This window comes from Sphingorhabdus sp. (assembly GCF_029865925.1).
GTDB lineage: Bacteria > Pseudomonadota > Alphaproteobacteria > Sphingomonadales > Sphingomonadaceae > Sphingorhabdus_B.
The window spans coordinates 1-25,869 of the sequence record NZ_JARXAI010000002.1 but is presented as its reverse complement, the minus strand read 5'-3'; the positions used below and the strand labels follow the sequence as shown (position 1 = coordinate 25,869).

The following is a 25,869-nucleotide window of genomic DNA, read 5'->3' as shown; positions in this document are numbered from 1 at the left end:
GCCAGGTGCGGCGTCGGCGCTTGGGATTTCAACCATTGCCTGATGCTGGTTCGGGTCAAGCGGCATGCCCATGGCGGCGATGCGCGTAATGCCGTTTTTGGTAAATACGCTGTCCAGTTCGCGGCCAGTGGCCTCAAGCCCGATCACGAGCGGTTTCATAGCCTCGCTGTCGCGCATTTCGGCAGGAATAGCCTCAAGCGCACGCGACAGATTGTCGGAAACCGAGAGCACGTCGCGGGCAAAGCCGGTTGCGGCATAAGCGCGCGCATCCTGCGCCTCTTTCTCCATACGGCGGCGGACATTCTGCGTTTCGGCTTGCGCGTACAACACATCCTGCTGCGCAGCGGCAATCGCTTCTTCCAGTGCCGCGATTTTTGCATCGGCAGTATCGGTCGCTTCTGGCGTTTCGTCCTTCATATGCTCTGGTACGCCTTCAAGTTCTTTTTCTACCGCAATATCCGCAGTCGCTGATTTCTTGTCTGTCATAAACCTGATTAACCCATTTACGTTGCGACACTTCGGTCGTTTGTTGCTTTGCGCATATAGAAAGCAATTCTATTTCATCAACCCGCGCGTCACTTAATTAAGCGGCTGAGTGCTTGCGCGGTGAAGTCCACCATCGGCACAATACGCGCATAATTCAGGCGTGTCGGGCCAATCACGCCAACGACGCCAACGACCTTGCCGCCAGCCTCACGATAGGGTGCGGCAATCACCGATGATCCCGATAATGAGAAAAGATTATTTTCCGAACCAATGAATATCCGCGTCGACTGCGCATCCCGCGCGCTATCGACGAGCCTTGCGATTTCCTCTTTACTCTCCAATTCGTCGAGCAATTGCCGCACACGGTCGAGATCCGCCGCAGCCGCATCGTCGATCAAGTTCGACTGCCCACGCACGATCAGCACGGGCCGGTCATTTGCGTCGAGCGACCAGATTGCCAAACCATCCCGCACCAGTTTCTGGCTGGCCACGTCAAGCTCCGCTTTCTCGGCGCGAATTTCGCTGTCGAGACGTTCCAAGGCTTCGGATAACGTCAGCCCCGACAAACGCGCAGAGATATAATTGGCCGCCTCCACCAACATGGATTCGCTGATTGCCGGATCAATTGACACCAGCCGGTTTTCGACGCTGCTATCGGACCCGACCATGATCGCGAGCACTTGTGACGGGGAAAGGCGCGCAAAGCTGAATGCCTTCAGGACCGCGTCACGCTTTGGTACAAGCACGATACCGGCGCAGGCGGACAATCCTGACAAAACCAACGTCGCGGCCGCCAGTGCCTCTTCAATGGGCCCCTCGCCGCTAATCTGCGATTCAATCGCACGCTGTTCTTCGGCGGAGGGTTCGGCCGATTGCATCATGCCATCCACAAACAGGCGAAGCCCAGTTTCGGTCGGCACGCGTCCAGCGCTGGTATGCGGCGAGGCGAGATAACCTGCCTCCTCCAAATCCTGCATCACGTTGCGGATGGAGGCTGGCGACAGGTTCAGGCCGGCAAATTTCGAAATCGTCCGCGAGCCAACCGGCGCACCATTGTCGAGATAGCTTTCGACCACCATCCGGAAGACGGTGCGCGTGCGGTCATTCAATTCATTGATGGGTGTTTGGCTCACGCACTTATAGTAGCGCACCGCATGCTTGCAAAGCAAGCGGGGCAGGCTATGGCAGCCTTCAACCCGTTATCAGGAGAACATTATGCGTCCATCAGGCCGTTCGCCAGACGAAATGCGCGCCATTTCGATCGAAACCCATTTCACCAAACATGCCGAAGGAAGCTGCCTTATCGGTTTTGGTGACACCCGCGTGCTGGTGACCGCCAGCGTCGAAGATCGCATTCCGCCATGGTTGCGTGGCAAGGGTGAAGGTTGGGTCACGGCGGAATATTCCATGCTCCCCCGCGCCACCCACACGCGTAGCCAGCGTGAAGCGGCGAAGGGCAAGCAGTCCGGACGGACTCAGGAAATTCAACGTCTTATTGGCCGTTCTTTACGCTCTGTTGTCGATATGAAGAAGCTGGGCGAAAATCAAATCACCGTCGACTGCGACGTATTGCAAGCCGATGGCGGCACACGCACTGCAGCGATTTCCGGCGCATGGGTTGCGTTGCGGCTTGCGGTTAATGGTTTGCTGGCATCGGGCGCAATCAAGGAAGACCCCATCACCGGCCGCGTCGCGGCGGTAAGTTGCGGTATCTTCAAAGGCACGCCCGTGTTGGACCTTGATTATATCGAAGATTCCGATGCCGATGCCGATGCGAATTTCGTTCTGATCGAAGGTGGCCAGATTGCCGAAGTGCAGGCCACTGCCGAAGGCGCGACCTATGACGAAGAGGGCCTTCTGCGTTTGCTACGTCTTGCACGCATGGGGACAGACCGCATCTTCGCCGCGCAGGCCGAAGCCGTTAAGTAGGGAAGGCTTGATACCCTAAAATTCTATGTCATTCCCGCGAAAGCGGGGATCACAATATGACTTAAGGCAATATTTCATATGACCCACCGCAAACTCCAGCCCGGAAAACTGGTCATCGCCAGCCATAACGCAGGCAAGGTTCGGGAAATACGGGCACTGCTTGCGCCATTTGGCATCGAACCCATTTCCGCTGGCGAGTTGGGCTTGCCTGAACCCGAGGAGACCGGAACGAGTTTTGCCGAAAACGCGTTGCTGAAGGCGCATGCGTCGGCGCAAGGTTCTGGCCTGCCAGCGCTGGCTGATGACAGCGGCCTATGCGTCGCTGCCTTGGGCGGCGCGCCGGGTGTCTACACTGCTGATTGGGCGGAAACACAGCAGTTCGAAGGCGGACCGGGGCGCGACTGGTACATGGCGATGGGCAAAGTGGAGGGCAAGCTGGCCGAGCTTGGCACGGACGCCGACCGAAGCGCCTATTTCGTCTGCATACTCGCCATTGCGTGGCCAGATGGGCATACAGAAATATTCGAAGGTCGCGTGCAGGGCAGCCTGACATGGCCACCGCGTGGATTGCTAGGGTTTGGCTATGACCCTGTTTTTGTGCCCGAAGGCCGCAGCGAGACCTTTGCCGAACTCGACCCCGCAGAAAAACACGCAATGAGCCATCGGGCAGACGCGTTCCGCCAGTTGGTTGCGACAGTATTTTCTTGATCGCCCTTCCTGCGAAATAGGGTAGGAAATCTGATGCCTATCTCCCTCGCCCTCTACATTCACTGGCCGTTTTGCGTTTCCAAATGTCCCTATTGTGACTTTAATAGCCATGTGCGCGAGACGGTGGACGATGACGCATGGCGCGCCGCGTTGCTGGCGGATATGGCGTATGAGGCGGCGCTGACACCTGGGCGTAAGCTCACATCCATCTTCTTTGGCGGCGGAACACCGTCGCTGATGCTGCCATCGACCGTTGCCGCGCTTATTGATGCAGCGGCGCAGCATTGGGGCTTTGCCGACGATATCGAAATTACCTTGGAGGCTAACCCATCATCGGTCGAGGCCGCGCGCTTTGCGGACCTCGCCGCAGCAGGCGTGAACCGGGTGTCGCTTGGGCTTCAGTCACTGGATGATGCTGCGTTGGCGTTTCTTGGGCGCGCGCATTCGGTTGCCGAGAGCCTTGACGCATTGGCGGTCGCACAACATCATTTCGGGCGCGTCAACATCGATCTGATTTACGCACGGCCCGCGCAAACCGCTGGCCAGTGGGAGGCGGAGCTTCGGCGTGCCTTATCCTTCGGCACCGACCATGTGTCGTTGTATCAACTTACAATCGAACCAGGCACGCGGTTTGAAACGCTCGTGCGTACGGGGCATTTCATCCCCGCCGATGATGATGATGCAGCAACGCTATATGAAATTACTGGGCAAATGACCTCCGCCGCAGGCATCCCGGCTTATGAGATCAGCAACCATGCTAAGCCGGGCAGTGAAAGCCGCCATAATCTAAGTTATTGGCGCTATGATGATTATATCGGCATAGGTCCCGGCGCGCATGGACGACGTCTTAACTTTGCGACACAACGTCATAAAAAACCTGAAAATTTCTTATCCGCTGCTGAACGTAACGCTCATGGCATCAGCAGCGAAGATCGTCTCGATGCGGCAACGCGCGCCACAGAAAGCTTGCTCATGGGTTTGCGATTGGCCGAGGGGATTAGCCTTAGCCGATTGTCCGACCGGACAGGGATTACCTCTGACAATTTGCTCGACATCCATGCGGTCGACAAGATCGCAAAGCTTGGTCTTATCCGTCGCGATGGCGACCATGTGACGGTGACGCCGCAGGGCATGCCGTTGCTTGATGCCATCCTGCCGCAGATAGTAAATGTTGAGGCGGATGCCGCCGCCTGATAGCGTGGCCCACATGCTGTCCTTGATTGCCGAATATCTTGCGTATCTGACCGACAACCGCCGGATGTCTCCGCACAGCGTGCGGGCCTATCACGCAACGGCAGATCGGCTTGCGGGCTTTCTGCAATTCCATTGGGGCACGGACGTCACCCGTGAAACGCTGCGCCAGATATCCGCAGCCGACATGAGAGCATTTCTGGCCGACCGGCGCGGCGATGGCCTCACGAACCGCTCCACAGCGCGTGAACTTTCCGCCACGCGACATTTCCTGCGCTTTGCCTTGGGGGATGATGTTACTTTGCCCGTGATGAAGGGCCCGCGCGTGCAGCGCAGCCTGCCGCGTCCCGTCAATCCCGACGACGTTCTGGCTTTGGCCGATGATGTCGCCGAAAATGCACAGGATGGCTGGATTGGTGCGCGCGATTGGGCGTTGCTTTTGCTGCTCTATGGCAGCGGCTTGCGCGTGAGCGAGGCAACGGGCCTGATGGGCGACATATTGCCGCTGGGCAGCACATTGCGCGTCACGGGTAAGCGCAACAAGACACGCATCGTGCCGTTGCTGGAGCAAGTCCTTACCGCCATTGAGGAATATCTCGCTTTGTGCCCTTATGCGGCAAGCGCCGACCAGCCACTGTTTCGTGGCGCGCGCGGTGGTCCATTGTCGCCTGCACTCGTGCGCCGCGCGGTTCAGGGGGCGCGGACGCGATTGGGCTTATCGGACCGCACCACGCCGCATGCCCTGCGCCACAGCTTTGCAACACATTTGCTGGCGGGCGGCGCGGACTTGCGCAGTCTTCAAGAGTTATTGGGCCATGCCAGCCTGTCGTCGACTCAGGTCTATACCGCTGTCGACACCGCTATGCTTCTGGATGTGTATCAGAACGCGCATCCGCGGGCCTAGCCTTCCACCGGACGAGCCGCCAAACATACGTCAGGACGATGCCGACGATCACGACGGTCGACAATAGCCCAAGCCATTTTTCGACATCTTTGAACTGCGATCCCAGAAAATATCCCCCGCCAGCCAGCGCCGCGGTCCAACCGGCAGTTCCGATCGTCGAAAATATAAGGAACCGGGCAAGCGACATACCAAACAGGCCGGCGGGGATGGAAATCAACGACCGCAATGTCGGCAACATGCGGGCCACCAGAACGATAATCGATCCATGCTCACGAAACAGCGCCTGCCCGCGTTCGATCTCTGCCCAATCCAGCGTCAACCAGCGGCTATAGCGATCAATAAAGCGCCGCATGCGGGCCTCACCAAATTTGATGGCCAGCCAATACCACATCCAGTTGCCCAGCATCGCACCCGCCGTGCCCGCCGCGATGGTACCGCCAAGACTCATATTGCCCCGCGCGGCAGATACCCCTGCCACGGTCATGATGACTTCGGACGGTATGGGCGGGAACACTGTTTCCAGAAGCATGAGCAAGCCCACGCCCCAATAATGGCCCCATTCGACCAGATGGATGATCCAGTCTTCCATGAAATTTATGCTTTAATTCGGGCTTCGATGGCGTCCAAAATCAAGGATGGCGTGTCGGTGCCGTTAAACCGGTCGATCGCAACAATGCCTGTCGGCGATGTGACATTGATTTCGGTCAACCACTGACCGCCGATAACGTCAATGCCCACGAATATCAGGCCAAGCTCCTTCAAGCGCGGACCCATTGCGGCGCAAATTTGAAGCTCACGAGCTGTCAACTCCGTTGCCTCTGCGCTGCCCCCTACGGCTAGGTTCGACCGGAATTCGCCCTCGCCCGGCCGGCGGTTGATCGCGCCGGTCACTGCACCGTCGATCATGACGATGCGTTTGTCGCCCTTCGCCACATCGGGCATGAAAGGCTGCACCATATGCGGCTCAGGCCAGGTGTTGTTGAACACTTCGAACAGCGCACCAAGGTTGCTGCCGTCGGCATCGATGCGGAAAATAGCTTTGCCGCCATTGCCGTGCAGCGGTTTCACCACCACTGCGCCATGTATTTTTTGAAAGTCGCGCACTTCGTCAGCGGAACGCGTGATGATCGTTGGTGGCATAAACTGGCGATAATCCAGCACCATCACCTTTTCCGGCGCGTTGCGGACGCTGGCGGGGTTGTTGACGACCAGAGTTTCGTGCTCAATCCGCTCAAGCAAATGCGTGGCGGTAATATAGCCGACATGAAAGGGCGGGTCCTGCCGCATCAACACGACATCAATATCCGTGCCCAAGTCGATCTTCTTTGGCGTGCCAAAACGGTAATGCGCGCCCTCCACCCGTTGCAGGTCGTGCACGGGATGTGCCCAAGCAGTCAGCCGGTCATGCGCATCCAAGGTCAATGAGCCAACATCATAATGCCAGATATGATAGCCCCGCGCTTGGCCTGCGAGCATCAGCGCAAAGCTGGAGTCGCCGTTGATGTTGATGCCGTCCATCGGGTCCATCTGGACCGCCATTTTGATTGCCATTTCGCCAGTTCCTATCCGTGCCAGACATTTGGCAAATGGTTGGGCCAGCGCCATGGTGCAACCATAATAACGTCTATCTGCATATTTTCACACTCTTTGCCATATTTCGGGAGCAGAATTTCTGCCGCCGCCGCCACGCGGCGTAACCGTGTGGCATCAATTGCGGTGGCAAGGTCAACTGCCTTCGTCCGAGCCTTTACCTCAACAAAGGCAATGCTTTTGCCGCGCCGTGCGATCAGGTCAACTTCGCCACGCGGGGTCTTCACGCGTGCGCCAACGATCCGCCAACCTTTCAAACGCAAGAACCACGCCGCAATCGCTTCGCCGCGTCGCCCCCGTTTTTCGGCGGCAAGACGGTTCATGTGGCCTTCAATTCCGTAGCGCGCGCATAGACCGCATTGCGTTCAAGACCAAAGCGTTTGGCAATCGCGCCAGCCGCCTTGGCCGCCGACATAGTTGCCAAAGCTTCTTTCAGGGCGGCATCCACATCACCTGTTTCGACCACCACATTATCAGCAGGCGGGCCGACAATCAGGACGATCTCGCCCTTCGGTTCATGCTCTGCATAGCGTGCGGCCAGCTCAGCCGCCGTTCCTGTAACGACCTCTTCAAACTTCTTGGTCAGCTCCCGCGCCACGGCCACTTCGCGGTCGCCATAGGTTTGGGCGATCGCAGCCAAGCTTGCGGCAAGTCTGGGGCCAGCCTCGTAAAAGACCAACGTCGCCTTGACCTGCCCCAACTCCATCAAGGTCTCAACCCGCGCTTTCGCTTTGTTCGGTAGAAACCCGGCAAACAAAAATCGGTCCGTGGGAAGCCCACAGATGGACAAAGCCGCCGTCACAGCACTTGCGCCGGGAATGGTGAACACAGGCACGCCAGCTTCACGTGCGGACCGTACAAGCTTATATCCAGGGTCGGAGATGAGCGGCGTACCGGCATCCGATACCAAAGCAACCACAGCCCCGCTTGCGGCAGCGACCAAGGATTCCCGTTCGACTTCCCCGCTATGGTCGTTGTACCGGCGCATCTTCTTTTTTATGCCCAAATGATGCAGCAATTTGCCGGTTACGCGGCTGTCCTCAACCGCGACGATTTCTGCAGCTTTCAAAAGGTCGATTGCCCGTTGTGACATATCTGCAAGGTTGCCGATAGGGGTCGCAACGACATATAAGCCTGATTCGAAAGTCATCGGAATTAGAAGCTTCTTCCCAAGGAACACAAAATGAGCGCAACCATTGCCGCAACGAGCGCACGGCCGCAAGCTTTAGCAGGCCAATTCAAAAAGCTACTGATCTTGGCATCCGTCGCCCTGCTCGCTGCATGTAGCTCGATACCGAACGGCAAAGGGCCTCCGCCTGTTGTGACCGCCGATCCCATGGATGGCATGCACCGCGTTGCCCTGCTGCTGCCGGTAACTGGCCCAGACGCAGATGTCGGGCAGGCGATTGCCAATGCAACCGCTCTGGCCCTCACCGATACCAAAGTAACAAACATCCGCATGATCACCTATGACACTGGCACTGGCGTCGCAGCGGCGACGAAGCGGGCTATCGCCGATGGCAACAAGCTTATCTTGGGGCCACTGCGCGGTGATGATGTCGTCGAAGTTGCGGCGCAGGCAAAGCCAGCGGGCGTGCCCATCATCAGCTTCTCCAACGACATTGGCGTTGCCGGACAAAATGTGTTTTTGCTTGGCCATTTGCCGAACCAATCGATTGAACGCGTCGTGCGATACGCCCAATCGCAAGGCTATAATCGCTTTGCTGGCATAGTGTCTGCTAATGTCTACGGGCAGCGCGCGCAGTCGAATATGACTGTGGCAGTTCGGGCTGCGGGCGGCACTTTGGTAGCTATTCAGGAATCAAACGGCTCTGCGGCTTCGGCGGATGCCGCCGCCCGCCGTCTGGTCCAATTGGGCGGTATTGACGCAATCCTGATTGCCGACAGCGGCCGCGCAGCGATTGCAACCGTCCCGGCGCTGCGTCGCAACGGCCTGCGCACGGCAAAAATTCTCGGTACCGATTTGTGGAATATCGACGGCACCCTTGCGAGCAATGCGTCCATGTATGGCGCGTGGTTCGCGAGCGTATCGGACACTTTGTTCACACAATATGCGGCAAAATATCGCGCCCGCTTTGGCAAGGCGCCTTTGCGCCTCTCCAGCCTTGGCTATGACTCCGTGCTGCTGGTCGCCCGCCTTGCCCGCGAGTGGCGCCCAGGGACCCGGTTTCCGGTCGGGCAGCTGACTGACCCGCAAGGCTTCATTGGCGTTGATGGGGCCTTCCGCTTTAACGCCAACGGGCTTACCGACCGTATGCTTGAGGTGCAGGAAATTGAGGCTGGTAAATTTGTCACCATCAGCCCGGCACCTACCCAATTTGCGAAATAAGCAAAAGGTTTAGGAAACTCCACCAGCTGTGGAGCTTGGACCTATGCTATCAGTGGTTGCAATGCTCATTATGGACATGGCCGCCACCCATTTTGCGGGCCTTTTCAATTTTCTTCAACACCATCTGGCGCTTTAGGCGCGACAGATGGTCGATGAACAATATGCCTTCCAAATGATCCATCTCATGCTGCAAACATGTCGCCATGAGCCCAGTCATGATTTCTTCATGCACTTTGCCTTCAACATCCTGCCAGCGGGCGCGGATTTGCGCAGGCCGCTCAACATCAGCATATTGGTCCGGCACTGACAAACAGCCTTCATTGTAAAGGTTATATGTGTCTGATGGGTCCAAGATTTCGGGGTTCACAAAGACGCGCGGGTTGCGGACGGGTTCTTCACCCTCCGTTTCATCTTCTTGCAAGTCGATAACCAACAGACGCTTTGGCACACCCACTTGAATGGCCGCAAGGCCAATGCCGGGCGCGGCATACATTGTTTCGATCATGTCATTGACCAAAGTCTTCAGGTCGTCGTCAAAGCTCTCAACAGGTTTTGAGATAGTTTTCAGGCGCGCATCGGGCACTTCAAGAATAGGTAAGATAGCCATGGGTCGCAAATAGGGACGGTCTTTGGATAAATCAACCGACAGGACGCCTGGCGCGTAATGCCTGCGCCAAGGTGCCATCATCGAGATAGTCAAGCTCCCCGCCCACAGGCACGCCATGCGCCAATTGCGTTAAGCGAATAGGGAATTGCTCAAGCCGCTCGGCCAGATAATGCGCCGTGGTCTGCCCCTCAAGCGTAGCATTCATGGCGAGCACAACCTCGTCAATGCCGCCCACGGCGATCCGGCTGACCAAGCCGTCGATGTTCAGATCCTCTGGCCGAACGCCATCAAGCGCGGACAAACGGCCACCAAGGACATGGTATTTCCCGGGGAAAAGACGTGATCGGTCAAGCGCCCACAGGTCGGATACATCCTCCACAACACAGATCGAACGGATGTCGCGCCTTGGGTCCACACAAATGCCGCAGGGGTTGCCGGTGTCGATATTGCCGCAGATGCTGCACACCACCAGCCTTTGTTCAACATGCTCCAACGCGCGCAAAAGTGGCTGCAACACGCTCTCGCGCTTCTTCATAAGGTGCAGCACAACACGCCGCGCGGAACGCGGGCCGAGACCCGGCAGTTTCGACAATGCCTGTGCGAGTGCGTCTATTTCTTGCGATGCCATGCGCCGGGTCTTAGGGGGCTTTTGAACAAAGGAAAAGTGACGATGCGTCTTGCCTTCATGGGAACTCCGGAATTTGCCGTGCCGACGCTCGATGCATTGGTGGCGGCCGGGCATGATGTGGTCGCGGTATACACGCAGCCGCCCCGTCCCGCCAATCGCGGCAAGAAGCTTACGCCGTCGGCCGTTCAGCAACGTGCAGAAGAACTTGGCCTCGTTGTACGATCGCCTCTGTCGCTGCGTCAGGAGGACGCACAGGCGGGATTTGCAGCGCTGGACCTCGATGTAGCAATTGTGGCTGCTTATGGCCTCATACTGCCCCCAGCAGTCCTCGAAGCCCCAAAACATGGTTGCCTCAATGTCCATGGCTCGCTGCTACCGCGCTGGCGCGGTGCCGCGCCGGTGCAGCGTGCCATATTGGCTGGGGATGCCACCAGTGGGGTCATGGTTATGCAGATGGAGGCTGGACTTGATACCGGCCCCGTACGCGCGACGACCGAAGTTGAAATCGCGCAGAAGACAACTGGCATGCTCACTATGGAACTGGCGGAGCTTGGCGCGGAGTTGATGGTTCGGGTATTGGCGGATCTCGATGCATTTCCATGCGTGAATCAGCCTGAAGCAGGCATCACTTATGCCGCCAAGATCGACAAGGCTGAAACAAAGCTGGATTTCAACCTACCCGCCGAGGCGGTCGAACGGCAAATCCGCGCCTTTAATCCCGCGCCGGGCGCTTGGTTCGCGTTTGAAGGCGAACGGTACCGCGTGCTGTCCGCCGAAATCGTTGCAGCCAATGGCGTAGCGGGCGCAGTTATCGATGACGCGCTGACAATTGCTTGCCAAGCCAACGCCATTCGCCCCAGCATGATCCAACGCGCAGGTAAACCTGCAATGCCAACCGCCGACCTGCTGCGCGGCAAGGCGATTGCGGCTGGCACACGCCTGTCATGACCCGTTTTGCGCTCACCATCGAATTTGACGGTGGCCCATATATGGGCTGGCAATGGCAGGACCATGGCCCATCCGTCCAAGGCACCATCGAAGAGGCCATATTCAAGACAACAGGCGAAAAGACCCTTGTGAGCAGCGCTGGCCGAACCGATGCGGGTGTCCATGCGCTGGGCATGCGCGCACATGTTGATGTGGAGAAGGGCCTTTCAGCCTTTCGCTTGATGGAAGCCATCAATGCCCATTTGCGCCCGCACCCGATAGCGATTTTGGCGTGCGAAGAAGTCGCCGATGACTGGCATGCCCGCTATAGCTGCATTGGCCGGGCCTATGCCTATCGTATCCTTAATCGGCGCGCATCATTAACGCTTGAGAAGGGTCGCGTCTGGAGGGTCGGACCGGAACTAGATGCCGATGCGATGCATGACGCCGCACAAATACTTGTCGGCCTGCATGATTTCACCACCTTTCGCTCCACCGCGTGTCAGGCCGCCAGCCCCGTCAAAACGCTCGATCGCCTGAACGTGCGGCGTGAGGGGCAGCATGTGATTATCGAGGCAGCGGCTTTGTCCTTCCTGCATCATCAAGTGCGGTCCATGGTCGGCTGCCTTGTCGCTGTTGGATTGGGTCGTTGGAACGCAGCCGACTTGAGAGCGGCACTAGATGCCGCCGACAGATCTGCATTGGCGGAAAATGCGCCACCCGAAGGCCTTTATTTCGTGCGCGCGACCTACCCTTAAGCGGATCACATTTCGCGACACCTATTTGCTTAAGTTGAAAACAGACCGCCCTGCTCGCTTTCCCACGCCAACAGACGGCGCTTGCGTTCCAGCCCATACGCATAGCCGCCAAGGCCGCCATCTGACCGGATCACCCGGTGGCAGGGAATAAGCACCGATACAGGGTTGGCACCATTGGCCGAACCCGCCGCGCGCACCGCATCGGGCTTTCCAACCGCCGCAGCGATTTGGGCATAATTGCGCGTTTCGCCAGCAGGTATCTCAAGCAACGCCTGCCACACCGCCATTTGGAAAACAGTGCCGCCGACATCAAGGGGCAGCTTGGGCATCTGCCTTGGGTTTTGAACGGCATAGACGGCACCGTCGATCAGGGACGAGAGCGAACCGCCTTTAATCAGCAGGGTCGCGTTCGGAAAGCGGCGCTTTAGCGTGCTTTCATTTTCGTCAAACGACAGGCGGCAAATGCCCTTATCGGTCGCCGCAAGCAGCATTGGGCCAAGCGCGCTTTCGACCACAGCCCAATCTATGGTCACACCAGCCCCGCCGTTAATCCATGCGCTTGGTGTCATGCCCCCGTTATCCGCCACAGGCGTGAAAAAGCGCAAGCGTGCGTTCCCGCGCCAGATCGGCGCTGGGTTCGTGGTAATCCTTGCGCCGGTCCGAATTAAACCCGTGATTGGCATCATAAACGAATATTTGCGCGGTTGGGTGCGCCTTTTCGATCAGTGCCTCAACGCCTTCCATAGGAATGCCAGCGTCATATCGGCCGAAATGCGCGATAGTGGCGCATTTGGGGACTTGATCGGCATATACTGTCGGAACCAAGCCACCATAATAACAGCTTGCGGCAGTGAGATCATCGCTGATGCCAGCCAATGCCCAAGCAACCGACCCGCCATAGCAATAGCCAGTGATGAATACCGGCCCTTTATCCTTTAGCGCATCCACACATGTTTGTGCATCATCGAGCGATTGCGTAAACGGGTGAAGATCACGGGCCAGTTCAACGGCGCGGTTGTAATCGGGGCCGGTATAATCCGCCTCAAACCCGGGATGCTCTCGGTCGAAGATAGCGGGCGAAAGGACGTCATAACCATCCGTTGCATATTCATCGCACAATTCGCGAATATGGTCGGTTACGCCAAAGATTTCTTGCACGAGAACAAGGCCGCCGCGGCGTTCACCCACTGCTTCGGCTTGGTAAACCGCTATGTCCGCACCATCCGACATTTTCATGCGAATCATTTTACCCATAAATATCCTCCTCAATTTCATCCATTCTGAACGTCATTCGGAATGTTTGGCAATGGCCGTCATTACGCAATGACAATAAGGCTTTGGGTACTCCGCGGCGAACGACAGGCCCAATTACAGGCATCGATATGCAGTTTGCTCAAGAACATAAATCGCTATCTTGCATCGCAGCAAAACCCCTGCTAGGCGCGGCCTGACGCCAAAGAAGGGGCAACCCTTCGGTTCGGTCGGCAAGTTTTTAAGTCTCATATTCTAGGAAATACACGCGTGGATAATTCCGGCGGCACAAGCGCTAATATACAAGCCAGTTTGGCTGGCCGTTACGCAACGGCATTGTTTGAGCTTGCGCGTGATGCAAAGGCTATCGACGCCGTTGAAAAAAGCATGGGCGCCATCGCGCAGGCGGTCAGCGAATCGGCTGACCTTAAGGCGCTTACTTCCAACCCAGTGCTCAGCCGCACTGATGCGAAAAAGGCCATAGCCGCCGTCGCCAAGGCGATGAAGTTGGATGCCCTGACCGCCAAGACATTGGGCGTGCTGGCGGACAACCGCCGCTTGAGCGAAACGTCCTCGGTCGCTCGCGCCTTTTCGACGCTCGCCGCGGCCCATCGCGGCGAAGTGACCGCTGAAGTAACTTCGGCGCATGCGTTAAGCGCCGCGCAGACCAAAGCATTGTTGGCAACGCTGAAAACACGCGTTGGCAGCAATGTTGCAATACAAACCAAAGTTGATCCGTCCTTGCTGGGCGGCCTGACTGTCCGCATCGGCAGCCAGATGATCGACAACTCAATTAAAACCCGTTTGAACACTCTCGCAAACCAGATGAAAGGCTGACGGCAATTGCCGTCGGTGAAAGGCTAAGTAGCAACATGGATATCCGCGCCGCAGAAATTTCCAAGGTCATCAAGGACCAGATCGCCAATTTCGGCACCGAAGCTCAGGTTTCGGAAGTCGGCAGCGTTCTGTCTGTTGGTGACGGTATCGCCCGTATTCACGGCCTCGACAATGTTCAGGCTGGCGAAATGGTCGAATTTTCCAACGGTATTCAGGGCATGGCGTTGAACCTTGAAGCAGACAATGTCGGTGTTGTTATCTTCGGTTCCGACAGCGAAATCCGTGAAGGTGATGTTGTTAAGCGTACCGGCACGATTGTGGACGTTCCTGTCGGCAAAGAATTGCTTGGTCGCGTTGTTGACGGCCTTGGCAACCCAATCGATGGCAAGGGCCCATTGAAGACGACACAGCGCAGCCGCGTTGAAGTAAAAGCACCGGGCATCATCCCGCGCCAATCGGTTTCGGAGCCTGTGCAAACTGGCCTCAAGGCGCTTGACGCCCTCGTCCCTGTTGGCCGTGGCCAGCGCGAATTGATCATCGGCGACCGTCAGACCGGTAAGACCGCTGTCGCCATCGACACCTTCATCAACCAGAAGGAAGTCAATAAGGGCACTGACGAATCGAAGAAGCTGTATTGCATCTACGTCGCCGTTGGTCAGAAGCGTTCAACCGTTGCGCAGATCGTCCGCGCATTGGAAGAGCAAGGCGCGATGGAATATTCGATCGTCGTTGCTGCGACCGCTTCAGAGCCTGCACCGCTTCAGTATCTCGCGCCTTACACTGGCGTTGCGATGGGCGAATTCTTCCGCGACAATGGCATGCACGCTGTTATCGTATATGACGATCTGTCGAAGCAGGCTGTGGCCTATCGCCAGATGTCCTTGCTGCTGCGCCGTCCTCCGGGCCGTGAAGCCTATCCCGGCGACGTTTTCTATCTGCACAGCCGTTTGCTTGAGCGCGCCGCAAAGATGTCCGATGCCAATGGCGGTGGTTCATTGACGGCATTGCCAATCATCGAAACACAGGCTGGCGACGTTTCGGCGTACATCCCAACCAACGTGATTTCGATCACCGATGGCCAGATCTTCCTTGAAACCGACCTGTTCTTCCAGGGTATCCGCCCTGCGATTAACGTTGGTCTGTCGGTTAGCCGCGTTGGTTCGGCTGCGCAGACTAAGGCGATGAAGAAGGTTTCGGGTTCGATTAAGCTTGAGCTTGCACAATATCGCGAAATGGCGGCCTTCGCGCAGTTCGGTTCCGACCTTGATGCCTCAACGCAGAAGCTTTTGAACCGTGGCGCACGTTTGACCGAGCTTTTGAAGCAGAAGCAGTTCTCACCGCTTCCGTTTGAAGAGCAAACCGCTTCGATCTTTGCAGGCACCAACGGCTATCTCGATGGCATTCCAGTGACCGACGTCACGCGGTATGAAGAATCGATGCTTGCCGACTTGCGCGCTAATCACGCTGGCATCCTGAAGGCAATCCGCGACAGCCGCGACTTCAGCGACGACAGCAAAAAGGCGCTGATGGCGGCACTCGACACATTCACAAAGAATTTCGCTTAACAATCACCCGTCATACTGAACATGTTTCAGCATCTTAACTAAGGCTCTGAAACACGTTCAGGGTGACGGCAAAGGGAAGAATAGATGGCGTCTCTTAAGGCCCTCAAAATGCGGATCAACTCGGTCAAGTCGACCCAGAAGATCACCAAGGCGATGAAAATGGTCGCTGCAGCGAAACTGCGTCGGGCAACCGAAGCGGCTCAGGCATCGCGCCCTTATGCCGAACGCCTTGAAGCTGTGGTGTCGAGCATCGCGTCGAAGGTTACGGTTGGACCGCAATCGCCGAAACTGCTCGCGGGCACCGGCAAGGACAATGTGCATCTGCTGGTCGTCGCAACCTCGGACAAGGGTCTGGCGGGTGCATTCAACACCAACATCGTTCGTCTGGCGCGTAAGAAAGCAGAAGAACTGCGCGGCGCTGGCAAGACCGTCAAATTCTACACGATCGGTAAGAAGGGCAAGGATCAACTCGCCCGCACATATCGTAACGACATCATCCACAGCATTGAGCCTGGCGATCTCGGCAAATTGACCTTCGCAGATGTGCAAGGCTGGGGCGAAGACCTGACCGCGCGTTTCGAAGCGTCCGAATTTGACGTTGCGCATCTGCTATTTTCGAAATTCGTCTCCGTACTGACCCAGGAGCCCACGGCCATCCAACTGATGCCGGTTGCGGTTGCAACCGATGGCACTGTGCCGAGCGTAGGTGCCTCGGTTGAATATGAACCCGATGAGGAAGAAATCCTCGCCGACCTGCTGCCGCGCAACGTTTCGGTTCAACTGTTGCGTGCGAACCGTGAAAATGCGGCGTCGGAGCAAGGTTCGAAAATGACGGCTATGGACAACGCAACGCGCAACGCGGGCGACATGATCAACAGACTGACCATTCAATATAACCGCACGCGTCAGGCGGCGATTACAACTGAACTCATCGAAATTATTGCTGGTGCGGAAGCACTGTAGCAACAGAATAAACGTGGTGCGCAAGCGCTGTAACAACATCAAAGGCAAGGAAGAAGCACATGGCTACCGCCCCTAAGAAGACCGCCGCCCCAAAGGCTGCTGCACCAAAAGCAGCTGCAGCCGCAAAAGCTCCCGCCAAAAAGGCAGCACCAAAGGCCGCAAGCAAGGCCCCTGCCCCTAAGACTGGTTCAGGCCAGACCGCTGTAAATGTCGCCGGCGCGACTGGACGCATCAGCCAGATCATCGGCGCTGTTGTCGACGTCACCTTCACTGGCCAATTGCCATCGATTTTGTCGGCGCTTGAAACCGACAATAACGGCAACCGCTTGGTCCTCGAAGTTGCGCAGCATTTGGGCGAAAACACAGTCCGCACGATCGCTATGGACGCGACCGAGGGTCTGACCCGTGGTCAGCCAGTTCGCGACACTGGCGCGCAAATTTCTGTGCCTGTGGGCCCAATGACCCTTGGCCGCATCATGAACGTCATCGGTGAACCAATCGACGAACGTGGCCCCGTTGGCGCTGCAAAGTCCAACCCTATCCACGCCGAAGCGCCTTTGTTCACCGACCAGTCCACAGAGGCTGAAATTCTTGTCACGGGTATTAAGGTTATCGACTTGCTCGCACCGTATGCAAAGGGCGGTAAGATCGGCCTGTTCGGCGGCGCCGGCGTTGGTAAGACCGTTCTTATTCAGGAACTAATCAACAACATCGCAAAGGGCCATGGCGGCGTTTCGGTGTTTGCTGGCGTGGGTGAGCGTACCCGCGAAGGTAACGATCTCTATCACGAATTCCTCGACGCGGGCGTTATCGCCAAGGATGCCGATGGCAACCCAACCCCAGAAGGTTCAAAGGTTGCGCTGGTATTCGGCCAGATGAATGAGCCTCCCGGTGCGCGTGCACGTGTTGCGCTTTCGGGTCTGACGATGGCGGAATATTTCCGCGATGAAGAAGGCCAGGACGTTCTTTTCTTCGTCGACAACATCTTCCGCTTCACGCAGGCTGGTTCGGAAGTGTCCGCACTTCTTGGCCGTATTCCTTCGGCAGTGGGCTATCAGCCAACGCTGGCAACCGACATGGGCCAGTTGCAAGAACGTATTACCTCCACCACCAAGGGTTCAATTACCTCGGTTCAGGCCATTTACGTTCCTGCAGATGACTTGACCGATCCTGCACCAGCCACGTCATTTGCCCACTTGGATGCAACGACCACGTTGAACCGTGCGATTTCCGAGCTTGGCATTTATCCTGCCGTTGACCCGCTTGACTCGGTCAGCCGCGTTTTGACGCCAGCGGTTGTTGGCCAAGAGCATTATGACACTGCCCGTCGCGTTCAGGAAACCCTGCAGAAGTATAAGTCGCTTCAGGATATCATCGCGATTTTGGGCATGGACGAATTGTCGGAAGACGACAAATTGACCGTGACCCGTGCGCGTAAAATCCAGCGCTTCCTGTCGCAGCCTTTCCATGTTGCTGAAGTCTTCACTGGCATCTCCGGCAAGTTTGTTCAGGTCGAAGACACTGTGAAGTCCTTCAAGGCAGTCGTTGACGGCGAATATGACCATCTTCCAGAAGCCGCGTTTTACATGGTCGGTGGCATTGAAGAAGCGGTTGCCAAGGCTGCCAAGATGGCTGCGGAAGCAGCGTAAGACATCATGCCATTACACTTCGAACTCGTAACCCCTGAGAAGCTCTATCGCTCGGACGACGTCTATATGGTCGTCGTTCCGGGCACTGAGGGCGATTTCGGTGTGTTGGAGGGCCACAGCCCCATAATGAGCACATTGCGCAATGACGCGGCGCTTGAGATATACAAAACGCAAGGCGCAACGCCTGAACGCCTGATGGTCGCGGGTGGTTTTGCCGAGGTGAATGCGAACGGCCTTACCGTTCTTGCAGAACGCGTGGAAGCTTAAGGCTTCACGCGTCCGCCACGGCCTGTATCAGGGAGCCTCGTCGCCCCAGATACGCGCAGTTTCGATATAACCATAGCGACCGTCAGTTTCGAAACGGCAATATCCCTTGTCACATTCGTCGATAAGGCCAACGACCCCGGGTTCAACACGCCAGGAAATGTGCGCGCCGGGATCGGCCGCATCACGCAGTGTACCAATGTCTTTACCAATAACGATGGCAGCGCGTCTGGGGCTTAACAGCCGCACGTGCAGCCAGCCTTGGTCGCCATTCATATCTTGAACCTTGCGCCACACGCTGTGGACAGCCACGACTTTCACGGGAAGGTTCTGCCGTTTGTACACCCATGTGACCGGAAACTCTGTGCTTGGCCCAGTGCGCATCCGCGCCTCCGGCTGGGAAATTGAAGCCCAATAAGGCGGCGTCTGTTGCGCCTGCCCTACCGCAGAAGCCGCGCCACAAAATGCAAGCGCAGCGGCGCAGCACCGCAGTATCGAATTGTTCTGAACACCCATATTTTTTACCACCGTGTTCATTCTATAAGGGAAGGTTGTTGGGCAGCGCAACCATCCAGTCTTGACCTTGCTGCGAATTCAGCTTTAGTCATGCCTATGCCAGAACTTAGCCGCATCGAACGTCCATCCATCCGTGTCACGCGCACATTGCTGCCCGCCGTTGAAAGGCGAATGGCCGAACTGTTTGACGCAAGCTTCAACCCTGATGACACGCCGCTGACGCGTGAAGCGCTGATCGCGGCAATGGCCGATTGCGACGTACTGGTGCCAACGGTGACAGACAGCATCGATGCTGTCGTTATCGCCGCTGCGCCGCCCCGGCTAAAACTGATCGCTAGCTACGGCGCGGGTGTTAACCATATCGACCTTGCAGCTGCCAAGGCGAAGGGCATCATCGTTACCAACACGCCCGGCGTGTTCACAGATGACACAGCCGATCTAACGATGGCGCTTATCCTGAATGTGCCCCGCCGCCTTGGTGAAGGGCAACGGGTCGTGCGCAGCGGCGAATGGCGCGGTTGGAGCCCAACGGGCATGCTTGGTCATCGCATTGGCGGCAAGACGTTGGGCATCATCGGGCTTGGCCGTATTGGCGAAGCCGTGGCCGTGCGGGCAAAAGCCTTTGGCCTCAACATTATTTACAACAAACGCCACCGCCTGCCCGCGAGTGTTGAGGATGAGCTTGGCATTACATTTGAACCCGAAATTGACCGGTTGGTGGCGCGGTCGGACATCATCAGCCTGCATTGCCCTCTGACGCCGGAAACCGACAAGATCATCAACGCTGACCGCATCGCGCAGATGAAAGGGGACGCGTATATCATCAATAGCTCACGTGGTGAGTTGATTGACGAAGACGCGCTGATTAATGCGTTGGAAACGGGCCGTATCGCAGGTGCAGGCCTTGATGTTTACACGCAAGAGCCTGCCGTGGACTCACGGCTTTTCGACATTCCCAACGTCGTCCTTCTTCCCCATTTGGGCAGCGCGACCTTTGAGGGCAGAGAAGCGTCAGGCGAACGGGTCATTACCAATATCCGCGTTTGGGCGGATGGCCACAGACCACCGGATCAAGTCTTAGAAGGCTGGCAGTAAGCAACTTTCTTTCTATTGCCGTGGCTTAACAGCAATTTTGTGCCTTGAGCCTGCGCGCACTCTTGCCTAGAGACACCTGATAAAGATCGGGGGGCCCAATGCCATGATACAAAAGATAATGAAGTCAGCACTTTGGGCCAGTGCGTTGATAGCCGCGCCTGCAATGGCGCAAGACGCTGTCGGCACGTTGCCCGAGGCCAATAGCGGCGATAGCGCGTGGATTTTGACGGCATCAGCACTGGTACTGATGATGACGCTGCCTGGCCTTGCCCTTTTTTATGGTGGACTGGTACGTGCCAAAAACTTTCTCTCCGTGCTCGTGCAATGTGGCGCAGTGGCGGCTCTTGCATCGGTCATCTGGATCGTAATTGGTTACAGCCTGGCCTTTTCAGCAAACGGAAATGGCTTTTTGGGCTCGTCGAAAAACTTCATGTTTAATGGCCTGTTGGGCTCAATTCGCGAGGGACAAACAACAGGCGCGCTCGCTTTTGCTTTATTCCAGATGACATTCGCCATCATCACCCCCGCCCTTATCATTGGCGCATGGGTGGAACGGGCGCGTTTTGGTTGGGTGGTAGCATTCAGCGGCTTGTGGTCGCTTTTGGTCTATGTCCCCGTCACCCGTTGGGTTTGGGGCAACGGGTTTTTAGCAGAACAAGGCGTTATTGATTTTGCTGGCGGCATTGTTGTCCATACCACCGCAGGCGTCTCAGCGCTTATTGTGGCGCTGATGCTTGGCAAGCGTATCGGCTTCCCTAAAACGCTGATGTTGCCCCACAGCCCCGCTCTAACGGTCGCTGGTGCCGGATTATTATGGGTGGGCTGGTTTGGTTTCAATGGTGGGTCGGCATTGGCCGCCAATGACGCCGCCGCAAGTGCGATTATCAACACGCATATAGGCGCTTCGGCAGCCGCTTTGGTATGGCTCTTGATTGAACGGATTAAGGTCGGCAAGGCAACCGCAGTTGGGTTTGCAACGGGTGCCGTTGCGGGCTTGGCCACTATAACCCCCGCCGCTGGCGTTATTGGCCCCGGTGGCGCGATGATCTTGGGCATCTTGGCCGCGATCATCTGCTTTTGGTTTGTTGGGATCGTCAAAGGTAAGCTTAAAATTGACGACTCGCTCGACGTATTCGCCGTGCATGGCGTTGGCGGCATATTGGGCTCTGTGTTGCTCGCTGTCTTCGCAAGCAAGGCGCTTGGCGGCGCTGGCTATGCCGAGGGTACAGACATGGCATCGCAGCTTTGGGTGCAGCTAAAAGCCGTTACCTTAGTGGCGGTGTACTCTGCTATAGCGACGCTGATTATAGGCTATGTAGTGTCGAAACTAATCCCGATGCGCGTCAGTGAAGATCAGGAACGCGATGGGCTGGATTTATCCAGCCATGGCGAACGCGCTTGGGATCTAGATTGAGGATATTGGCGGGGTGCGACGCGCTTGCCAATTTCTCAGCAGGGCTATCCCGTCTGAAGCGTCAATGCCCGAAACAAGCTGCGGTCTAGGTTATTATCAAATTTGCAGCCCAAGCGGTCACCTTCAGACCAGACGACAGTCGCACCGATGGTTTCGCTTCCCGCAAGCCGCAACCATACACGGTCGCCGGCCTTAACCCTACCCGCGTGCAAGATGCGGCAACCATATACCGACAAATCAACAAGCAACGCTGATAGGGGACGTTGCGCATGCCTCCGGACGGTTACTTTGCCAAATAGAACTGGATGACGCAGACCATCCCGATGCTCCAGACGGGCAGGCGGCAATTTGCGAAATTGAAACGACGTGTAGCCCATAATGCCCCCCTTCACCGTTCCATTAGGCAAAGAAGGTCAATATTCCGTAAACAATCAACGACGTCAGTCGCCCGTTAAAATGCGATCCATTAGCTGCTGTACCGTTGGAACAAAGCCGTTTGAATAAAATGGATCTTTGCCGAACAGATAGGCACTATGCCCTGCAAACATCAAATTTTCATCAATGGGCGCGCCATGGGCGATATTCTGAAGTGCCTTTTGAATGCAGAAGCTGCGCGGATCGGCAAGGCGGCCAGTGGAATTATTGTCATGGTCTTTCCAAGACGAAAACCCGCAATGCGACAAACAGCCCATGCAATCCTTCTGGTCCTTGCGGATAACTTCCCCCGATGAAGGCGTGACGAACACCAGCGAATTATCAGGTGTTTTCAGCGCGACGGTGAAGCCGCGTGCATCCCACTCGCGGGCCTTCATGAGGTCGGCTGGCTTGACCCAGAAATTCTTGCCCTTCACACCAACATCCAGCTGAACGGTATGTTCCGCATCGGCCGCCTGCACAAAAGAAATCTGACGGTCCGACCGTGCCTGAAGCTCAAGCAGGAAAGGATTGATCACTGCGCTGGAATAAAAGCCCGTTGGTGAAAACTGGTGCAGTAATACGCCGTCTTCGGGAATCTGCGTAAGTGCGTCCTTCCACCCTGCGGGTATCGGACTTTCCTGCGTCAACAGCGGGCGCGTTCCCAATTGGAACGCTATCTGTCCAAGCTCGGGATTATCAATCCAGTCACTCCAGTCGCGCAAGAACCAAACGCCGCCTGCCATGACAATCGGCACATCATCGGCGATACCTTCAACACGCATTACGTCGCGAAGTGCTTTTACACGAGGATAGGGATCTTCTGGGCTACGTGGGTCTTCGGCGTTGGACAGGCCATTATGGCCGCCCGCAAGCCATGGATCTTCATAAACCACAGCGCCGAGCCATTCGGGCACCTTGTGATAGGCACGCTTCCACAAGGCGCGGAACGCACGTGCGGAGCTGACGATCGGCAGATAGTATACGCCATATTGCGCGGCGATTTCAGACAGCTTGTATGGCATGCCAGCACCGCAGGTGACGCCCGTAACCATGCCCCGGGTCTGTTCAAGAATACCGTGTAGTATGCGCTGGGCGCCGCCCATTTCCCAAAGCACGTTGATGTTGATTGCGCCACGGCCGTTCGATATTTCATGTGCAAGGCGAACCTGCGCTATACCACCGCGAATGCCGTATTCGACAAGTTCTTCATGCCGTTCGGCGCGTGTTTTGCCATGGAAAACCTGCGGGATCATCTCGCCATTTTCATCATAGCTGTCGGCATTCACTGCCGAAACTGTACCAATACCGCCGGCTGCAGCCCATGCGCCAGAACTTGCATGATTTGTAGCGGCAGCGCCCTTGCCACCTTCGACCAACGGCCAAACTTCACGGCCGCCGTACATTATGGGTTTCAGACCTTTGAACACAATTGTAACCCCTAATATCTACGTCAAAAGCGCCGTTCAGCGTGCTTCTCTAGGGGCGCGCTATCGCAATTATCTAGCTTTGTCGCGCAAAATCGGCACGCTTCATGGCGGAGCCATAGAGCTGTCGGTAACGCGCAAACATGGTCTCTTCATCATATTGGGAACAGGCTACAAGACGGTTTGCTGCGCCCAATGTTTCGCGCAATGCGGCATCCGTTGCTAAGGCCCTAATTGCGCTGGAAAAAGCATCCTCGTCATTGCGCGGGACAATGTATGGCCGGTTCTCGCGCGACACGATATTGCGGACATCCCCTACATCGGTCGTTATGATAGGAAGGGCACTCGTCATCGCTTCAACGAGCGATACTGGGTATTGTTCGCTATCCGAAGAGAGTGCAAATATATCGAACAGGCGGATATAGCGCGCTGGATCACGCAAGAAACCGGGCATCATCACGCGGTCGGCGATGCCAAAGCGTCCAGCTTCTGTCATAATGGCATCGCGATCAGGTCCTTCGCCCACAATAGCGAGACGGACATTTGGTCCAGCCGCTGCGACTGCACGCACAAGCCGCGGCAGATTTTTAACAGGGCGCAGCCCCGCGATCGTTCCAACGACGATTTCCCCGTTCCGTTTTTGGAAGCCCGGAAACGCGCCGCGTTGTGGCCGACGGTTGAAGTGATCGGTATCGATTCCATTCGAAAAACGGCATATCTTATCCAGCGGTTGGTGCCAGATATTACGGGCGATTTTCTCCAATGTTTTTGATGGCACGACAAGCGCGTTTGTCCGTTGAAGCGCAATCGTTCGAAACCAATTTCGGTGCCATTTCAGCCGTTCGATTTCGTCATGGTCAAAGCCATCTTCATGATGGATCAGCGGCGGCAAGTTCATGCTGCGCGTAAACAAAGTGTGCGCCATAACGCCGTCCATCGCCCGCCAATTGTAGCTGAGCACGAGGTGGAATTTCTTCATATATCCAGCGAGACGGCGATAGCGCCCCATGCTTGGCATTCCGGCGAGGGAAGGTGCTGCGTCTTTTGGAAAGTTGACCTTCACACGACGGTCGAGTGCGCCTGCTGCCCCAAAGGCGTCGTCGACGGCCGAAAGCACTGTATGCTCTGCCTGATCGCCAAAATGGTTCATCAGGCGAACCGTGCGGGATTCCTGACTGCCTACGTTAAAACTGCTATGCAAATGGAGGATACGGACCGCCGCCATACTTGCCTTTCCTTTGCGCACCGCCCAGATGCGATATATGAATAAAAAACCGTTCCCATCCCCCTACCGTCCCGATCCACAAATCGCCAGCCTTGGCGCGCAAATTGGTGACCCCGCACAGCCCGCGAATTTTCCAGAGACGATCTTGCGGTTTCGCAACGACCGCTGGGCGGAAACAATCGGGCTGGCGAATTATGATGACGCGACGTGGATCCGGCACTTTGGGCGCTTTGAACCATTGCTCGCTAACATGCCGGTCCCGCTTGCGTTGCGATATCACGGGCACCAATTTCGCGTGTACAATCCCAATATCGGCGACGGTCGCGGGTTCCTGTTTGCGCAAATGCGTGACGGTGATGACCGGCTACTTGATCTGGGAACAAAGGGATCGGGCACGACACCCTACAGCCGGCGGGGCGATGGCCGCTTGACGCTGAAAGGTGGCGTCCGCGAGATATTGGCAACGGAAATGCTGGAGGCGCTTGGCGTCAACACCTCTAAGACATTCTCGATCATTGAAACGGGCGAAGCGCTGATGCGTGGGGATGAGCCATCGCCCACTCGCTCGGCGGTCATGGTGCGGCTGAGCCACAGCCATATCCGCATTGGCAGCTTCCAACGTGTGGCGGCTGAGGGCGATGCGGAGTTTATGCAGCAGTTGATCACATATTGCCTGACACAGCTCTATAATGTCGCCCCGTCGGAGAACCCATCGGCGCAATTGCTTGCGCTAGTGGTTGAACGCGTCGCTGATCTTGCTGCGTCTTACATGACAGCGGGCTTTGTTCATGGCGTACTCAACACCGACAACATCAATATCACGGGCGAAAGTTTCGATTATGGGCCATGGCGCTTTACGGAATATTGGGATCCGCAATTTACCGCAGCTTATTTTGACGAATCCGGGCTCTATGCATTTGGCAGACAGGCCGAAGCCTTGCACTGGAATCTTGGACAGCTAGCCGTTGCCTTGCGACTGGTGTCGGAGGCTCCGCCGCTCATTTCAGCAATGGAACGGTTCCCAGAACTATATCAAAGGGCAATTATTCGGCGCTTTTTATGGCGTCTGGGCGTTGCATCGCTTGGAGAAGCCGAAGACCGCCAATTGGTTGAGGCCGCCGAACGGGCAATGTCGCGGGAGAGAATTCCGATCGACACATTTTTTTATTAC

At 56.5% G+C, this 25,869-nt stretch carries 28 protein-coding genes and 1 pseudogene; 15 read left to right on the top strand and 14 right to left on the bottom strand.

From position 1 onward, the window contains the following. Both QE270_RS00185 and hrcA read right to left on the bottom strand, forming a co-directional pair. On the bottom strand, positions 1–486 hold a 486-nt coding region (locus QE270_RS00185), incomplete at its 3' end, for a nucleotide exchange factor GrpE (protein ID WP_300033633.1). Positions 487–575: 89 nt separating this feature from the next. Further along, the gene (gene hrcA, locus QE270_RS00180) at positions 576–1,619 is read right to left on the bottom strand and encodes a heat-inducible transcriptional repressor HrcA (protein WP_300033631.1); all 1,044 of its coding nucleotides are present in this window, start codon (positions 1,617–1,619) and stop codon (positions 576–578) included. 82 nt (positions 1,620–1,701) lie between these two features. On the opposite strand from hrcA, the gene rph reads away from it, so the two are divergent. From rph to QE270_RS00160, 4 genes are all read left to right on the top strand, one after another. Beyond that, on the top strand, positions 1,702–2,415 hold the full coding sequence (rph, locus tag QE270_RS00175; RefSeq protein WP_300033629.1) for a ribonuclease PH: 714 nt from the start codon (positions 1,702–1,704) through the stop codon (positions 2,413–2,415). A 78-nt stretch (positions 2,416–2,493) separates the two neighbouring features. Continuing rightward, positions 2,494–3,123 (top strand): RdgB/HAM1 family non-canonical purine NTP pyrophosphatase, encoded by a 630-nt coding sequence (gene rdgB, locus QE270_RS00170; protein ID WP_300033627.1) that lies wholly within the window; start codon positions 2,494–2,496, stop codon positions 3,121–3,123. A gap of 33 nt (positions 3,124–3,156) precedes the next feature. Continuing rightward, the gene (gene hemW, locus QE270_RS00165) at positions 3,157–4,317 is read left to right on the top strand and encodes a radical SAM family heme chaperone HemW (RefSeq protein WP_300033625.1); all 1,161 of its coding nucleotides are present in this window, start codon (positions 3,157–3,159) and stop codon (positions 4,315–4,317) included. Next, the gene (locus tag QE270_RS00160; protein ID WP_300033623.1) at positions 4,304–5,218 is read left to right on the top strand and encodes a tyrosine recombinase XerC; all 915 of its coding nucleotides are present in this window, start codon (positions 4,304–4,306) and stop codon (positions 5,216–5,218) included. Before hemW ends, QE270_RS00160 begins: the two co-directional genes overlap by 14 nt. On the opposite strand, the gene QE270_RS00155 is transcribed toward QE270_RS00160, so the two are convergent. From QE270_RS00155 to rsmI, 4 genes are read right to left on the bottom strand one after another with little or no spacing between them, the layout of a single operon-like run. Then, positions 5,175–5,807, bottom strand: coding sequence for a DedA family protein (locus QE270_RS00155; protein ID WP_300033621.1), 633 nt, complete (start codon positions 5,805–5,807; stop codon positions 5,175–5,177). The two genes, QE270_RS00160 and QE270_RS00155, sit on opposite strands and share 44 nt — an antisense overlap. A gap of 5 nt (positions 5,808–5,812) precedes the next feature. Next, positions 5,813–6,769, bottom strand: coding sequence for a glutathione synthase (gshB, locus tag QE270_RS00150; RefSeq protein ID WP_300033619.1), 957 nt, complete (start codon positions 6,767–6,769; stop codon positions 5,813–5,815). A gap of 11 nt (positions 6,770–6,780) precedes the next feature. Then, positions 6,781–7,131 (bottom strand): YraN family protein, encoded by a 351-nt coding sequence (locus QE270_RS00145; protein WP_300033618.1) that lies wholly within the window; start codon positions 7,129–7,131, stop codon positions 6,781–6,783. Continuing rightward, on the bottom strand, positions 7,128–7,958 hold the full coding sequence (gene rsmI, locus QE270_RS00140) for a 16S rRNA (cytidine(1402)-2'-O)-methyltransferase (RefSeq protein ID WP_300033616.1): 831 nt from the start codon (positions 7,956–7,958) through the stop codon (positions 7,128–7,130). The genes QE270_RS00145 and rsmI overlap by 4 nt, the downstream gene beginning before the upstream one ends. A gap of 33 nt (positions 7,959–7,991) precedes the next feature. On the opposite strand from rsmI, the gene QE270_RS00135 reads away from it, so the two are divergent. After that, entirely contained in the window at positions 7,992–9,158 is a 1,167-nt protein-coding gene (locus QE270_RS00135) for a penicillin-binding protein activator (protein ID WP_300033614.1), read from the top strand. A gap of 49 nt (positions 9,159–9,207) precedes the next feature. On the opposite strand, the gene def is transcribed toward QE270_RS00135, so the two are convergent. Continuing rightward, complete coding sequence (gene def, locus QE270_RS00130; protein ID WP_300033612.1) at positions 9,208–9,765, bottom strand: peptide deformylase; 558 nt, start codon at positions 9,763–9,765, stop codon at positions 9,208–9,210. 31 nt (positions 9,766–9,796) lie between these two features. Then, positions 9,797–10,393, bottom strand: a complete 597-nt coding sequence (gene recR, locus QE270_RS00125) for a recombination mediator RecR (RefSeq protein ID WP_300033609.1) — start codon at positions 10,391–10,393, stop codon at positions 9,797–9,799. Positions 10,394–10,435: 42 nt separating this feature from the next. Here recR and fmt point away from each other — a divergent pair, with 42 nt between their 5' ends. Together fmt and truA are read left to right on the top strand one after the other, a co-directional pair. Then, complete coding sequence (gene fmt, locus QE270_RS00120) at positions 10,436–11,341, top strand: methionyl-tRNA formyltransferase (protein ID WP_300033638.1); 906 nt, start codon at positions 10,436–10,438, stop codon at positions 11,339–11,341. Then, on the top strand, positions 11,338–12,078 hold the full coding sequence (truA, locus tag QE270_RS00115; protein ID WP_300033607.1) for a tRNA pseudouridine(38-40) synthase TruA: 741 nt from the start codon (positions 11,338–11,340) through the stop codon (positions 12,076–12,078). Before fmt ends, truA begins: the two co-directional genes overlap by 4 nt. Positions 12,079–12,107: 29 nt before the next feature. Here the strand turns inward: truA and QE270_RS00110 are convergent. Further along, a pseudogene (locus QE270_RS00110) lies at positions 12,108–12,650 on the bottom strand (methylated-DNA--[protein]-cysteine S-methyltransferase); the annotation flags it as partial. A 4-nt stretch (positions 12,651–12,654) separates the two neighbouring features. Next, the gene (locus tag QE270_RS00105; RefSeq protein ID WP_300033605.1) at positions 12,655–13,332 is read right to left on the bottom strand and encodes a dienelactone hydrolase family protein; all 678 of its coding nucleotides are present in this window, start codon (positions 13,330–13,332) and stop codon (positions 12,655–12,657) included. Between the two features lie 267 nt (positions 13,333–13,599). Between QE270_RS00105 and QE270_RS00100 the strand changes: the two genes are divergently transcribed. From QE270_RS00100 to QE270_RS00080, 5 genes are all read left to right on the top strand, one after another. Further along, the gene (locus QE270_RS00100; protein WP_300033603.1) at positions 13,600–14,166 is read left to right on the top strand and encodes a F0F1 ATP synthase subunit delta; all 567 of its coding nucleotides are present in this window, start codon (positions 13,600–13,602) and stop codon (positions 14,164–14,166) included. 35 nt (positions 14,167–14,201) lie between these two features. Beyond that, entirely contained in the window at positions 14,202–15,731 is a 1,530-nt protein-coding gene (gene atpA / locus QE270_RS00095; protein WP_300033601.1) for a F0F1 ATP synthase subunit alpha, read from the top strand. Positions 15,732–15,815: 84 nt separating this feature from the next. Next, a complete protein-coding gene (locus QE270_RS00090; RefSeq protein WP_300033599.1) occupies positions 15,816–16,694 on the top strand; it encodes a F0F1 ATP synthase subunit gamma in 879 nt (292 codons plus the stop codon). Between the two features lie 59 nt (positions 16,695–16,753). Beyond that, positions 16,754–18,343 (top strand): F0F1 ATP synthase subunit beta, encoded by a 1,590-nt coding sequence (gene atpD / locus QE270_RS00085; RefSeq protein WP_300033597.1) that lies wholly within the window; start codon positions 16,754–16,756, stop codon positions 18,341–18,343. A 6-nt stretch (positions 18,344–18,349) separates the two neighbouring features. After that, positions 18,350–18,610 carry an ATP synthase F1 subunit epsilon gene (locus QE270_RS00080; RefSeq protein ID WP_300033595.1) on the top strand — a complete coding sequence of 87 codons (261 nt, stop codon included), beginning with the start codon at positions 18,350–18,352 and terminating at the stop codon, positions 18,608–18,610. Between the two features lie 27 nt (positions 18,611–18,637). Here QE270_RS00080 and QE270_RS00075 read toward each other — a convergent pair whose 3' ends face one another. Continuing rightward, positions 18,638–19,144, bottom strand: a complete 507-nt coding sequence (locus tag QE270_RS00075) for an SH3 domain-containing protein (protein WP_300033593.1) — start codon at positions 19,142–19,144, stop codon at positions 18,638–18,640. A gap of 75 nt (positions 19,145–19,219) precedes the next feature. Between QE270_RS00075 and QE270_RS00070 the strand changes: the two genes are divergently transcribed. Together QE270_RS00070 and QE270_RS00065 are read left to right on the top strand one after the other, a co-directional pair. Next, positions 19,220–20,218 carry a D-glycerate dehydrogenase gene (locus QE270_RS00070; protein ID WP_300033591.1) on the top strand — a complete coding sequence of 333 codons (999 nt, stop codon included), beginning with the start codon at positions 19,220–19,222 and terminating at the stop codon, positions 20,216–20,218. A gap of 118 nt (positions 20,219–20,336) precedes the next feature. Further along, the gene (locus QE270_RS00065; RefSeq protein WP_300033589.1) at positions 20,337–21,632 is read left to right on the top strand and encodes an ammonium transporter; all 1,296 of its coding nucleotides are present in this window, start codon (positions 20,337–20,339) and stop codon (positions 21,630–21,632) included. A gap of 44 nt (positions 21,633–21,676) precedes the next feature. On the opposite strand, the gene QE270_RS00060 is transcribed toward QE270_RS00065, so the two are convergent. The 3 genes from QE270_RS00060 to QE270_RS00050 form a co-directional block, all read right to left on the bottom strand. Continuing rightward, positions 21,677–22,009, bottom strand: a complete 333-nt coding sequence (locus QE270_RS00060; protein ID WP_300033587.1) for a PilZ domain-containing protein — start codon at positions 22,007–22,009, stop codon at positions 21,677–21,679. Positions 22,010–22,072: 63 nt separating this feature from the next. Further along, a complete protein-coding gene (locus tag QE270_RS00055; RefSeq protein WP_300033636.1) occupies positions 22,073–23,479 on the bottom strand; it encodes a nitronate monooxygenase in 1,407 nt (468 codons plus the stop codon). 70 nt (positions 23,480–23,549) lie between these two features. Beyond that, positions 23,550–24,698, bottom strand: a complete 1,149-nt coding sequence (locus QE270_RS00050; protein WP_300033585.1) for a glycosyltransferase family 4 protein — start codon at positions 24,696–24,698, stop codon at positions 23,550–23,552. Positions 24,699–24,735: 37 nt separating this feature from the next. On the opposite strand from QE270_RS00050, the gene QE270_RS00045 reads away from it, so the two are divergent. Continuing rightward, the coding region (locus QE270_RS00045) for a protein adenylyltransferase SelO family protein (RefSeq protein ID WP_300033583.1) at positions 24,736–25,869 on the top strand (1,134 nt) is incomplete at its 3' end.

What these genes read in the sequence shown, in the direction of transcription:
- QE270_RS00155 (WP_300033621.1), bottom strand. Translation starts at nt 5,807, where the DNA reads ATGGAAGACTGGATCATCCATCTGGTCGAATGGGGCCATTATTGGGGC.
- QE270_RS00070 (WP_300033591.1), top strand. Translation starts at nt 19,220, where the DNA reads ATGCCAGAACTTAGCCGCATCGAACGTCCATCCATCCGTGTCACGCGC.
- QE270_RS00080 (WP_300033595.1), top strand. Translation starts at nt 18,350, where the DNA reads ATGCCATTACACTTCGAACTCGTAACCCCTGAGAAGCTCTATCGCTCG.
- QE270_RS00135 (WP_300033614.1), top strand. Translation starts at nt 7,992, where the DNA reads ATGAGCGCAACCATTGCCGCAACGAGCGCACGGCCGCAAGCTTTAGCA.
- recR (WP_300033609.1), bottom strand. Translation starts at nt 10,393, where the DNA reads ATGGCATCGCAAGAAATAGACGCACTCGCACAGGCATTGTCGAAACTG.
- rsmI (WP_300033616.1), bottom strand. Translation starts at nt 7,958, where the DNA reads ATGACTTTCGAATCAGGCTTATATGTCGTTGCGACCCCTATCGGCAAC.
- QE270_RS00065 (WP_300033589.1), top strand. Translation starts at nt 20,337, where the DNA reads ATGAAGTCAGCACTTTGGGCCAGTGCGTTGATAGCCGCGCCTGCAATG.
- fmt (WP_300033638.1), top strand. Translation starts at nt 10,436, where the DNA reads ATGCGTCTTGCCTTCATGGGAACTCCGGAATTTGCCGTGCCGACGCTC.
- QE270_RS00160 (WP_300033623.1), top strand. Translation starts at nt 4,304, where the DNA reads ATGCCGCCGCCTGATAGCGTGGCCCACATGCTGTCCTTGATTGCCGAA.
- truA (WP_300033607.1), top strand. Translation starts at nt 11,338, where the DNA reads ATGACCCGTTTTGCGCTCACCATCGAATTTGACGGTGGCCCATATATG.
- QE270_RS00105 (WP_300033605.1), bottom strand. Translation starts at nt 13,332, where the DNA reads ATGGGTAAAATGATTCGCATGAAAATGTCGGATGGTGCGGACATAGCG.
- QE270_RS00050 (WP_300033585.1), bottom strand. Translation starts at nt 24,698, where the DNA reads ATGGCGGCGGTCCGTATCCTCCATTTGCATAGCAGTTTTAACGTAGGC.
- QE270_RS00075 (WP_300033593.1), bottom strand. Translation starts at nt 19,144, where the DNA reads ATGAACACGGTGGTAAAAAATATGGGTGTTCAGAACAATTCGATACTG.
- QE270_RS00090 (WP_300033599.1), top strand. Translation starts at nt 15,816, where the DNA reads ATGGCGTCTCTTAAGGCCCTCAAAATGCGGATCAACTCGGTCAAGTCG.
- rph (WP_300033629.1), top strand. Translation starts at nt 1,702, where the DNA reads ATGCGTCCATCAGGCCGTTCGCCAGACGAAATGCGCGCCATTTCGATC.
- rdgB (WP_300033627.1), top strand. Translation starts at nt 2,494, where the DNA reads ATGACCCACCGCAAACTCCAGCCCGGAAAACTGGTCATCGCCAGCCAT.
- QE270_RS00145 (WP_300033618.1), bottom strand. Translation starts at nt 7,131, where the DNA reads ATGAACCGTCTTGCCGCCGAAAAACGGGGGCGACGCGGCGAAGCGATT.
- def (WP_300033612.1), bottom strand. Translation starts at nt 9,765, where the DNA reads ATGGCTATCTTACCTATTCTTGAAGTGCCCGATGCGCGCCTGAAAACT.
- gshB (WP_300033619.1), bottom strand. Translation starts at nt 6,769, where the DNA reads ATGGCAATCAAAATGGCGGTCCAGATGGACCCGATGGACGGCATCAAC.
- atpA (WP_300033601.1), top strand. Translation starts at nt 14,202, where the DNA reads ATGGATATCCGCGCCGCAGAAATTTCCAAGGTCATCAAGGACCAGATC.
- hemW (WP_300033625.1), top strand. Translation starts at nt 3,157, where the DNA reads ATGCCTATCTCCCTCGCCCTCTACATTCACTGGCCGTTTTGCGTTTCC.
- QE270_RS00060 (WP_300033587.1), bottom strand. Translation starts at nt 22,009, where the DNA reads ATGGGCTACACGTCGTTTCAATTTCGCAAATTGCCGCCTGCCCGTCTG.
- atpD (WP_300033597.1), top strand. Translation starts at nt 16,754, where the DNA reads ATGGCTACCGCCCCTAAGAAGACCGCCGCCCCAAAGGCTGCTGCACCA.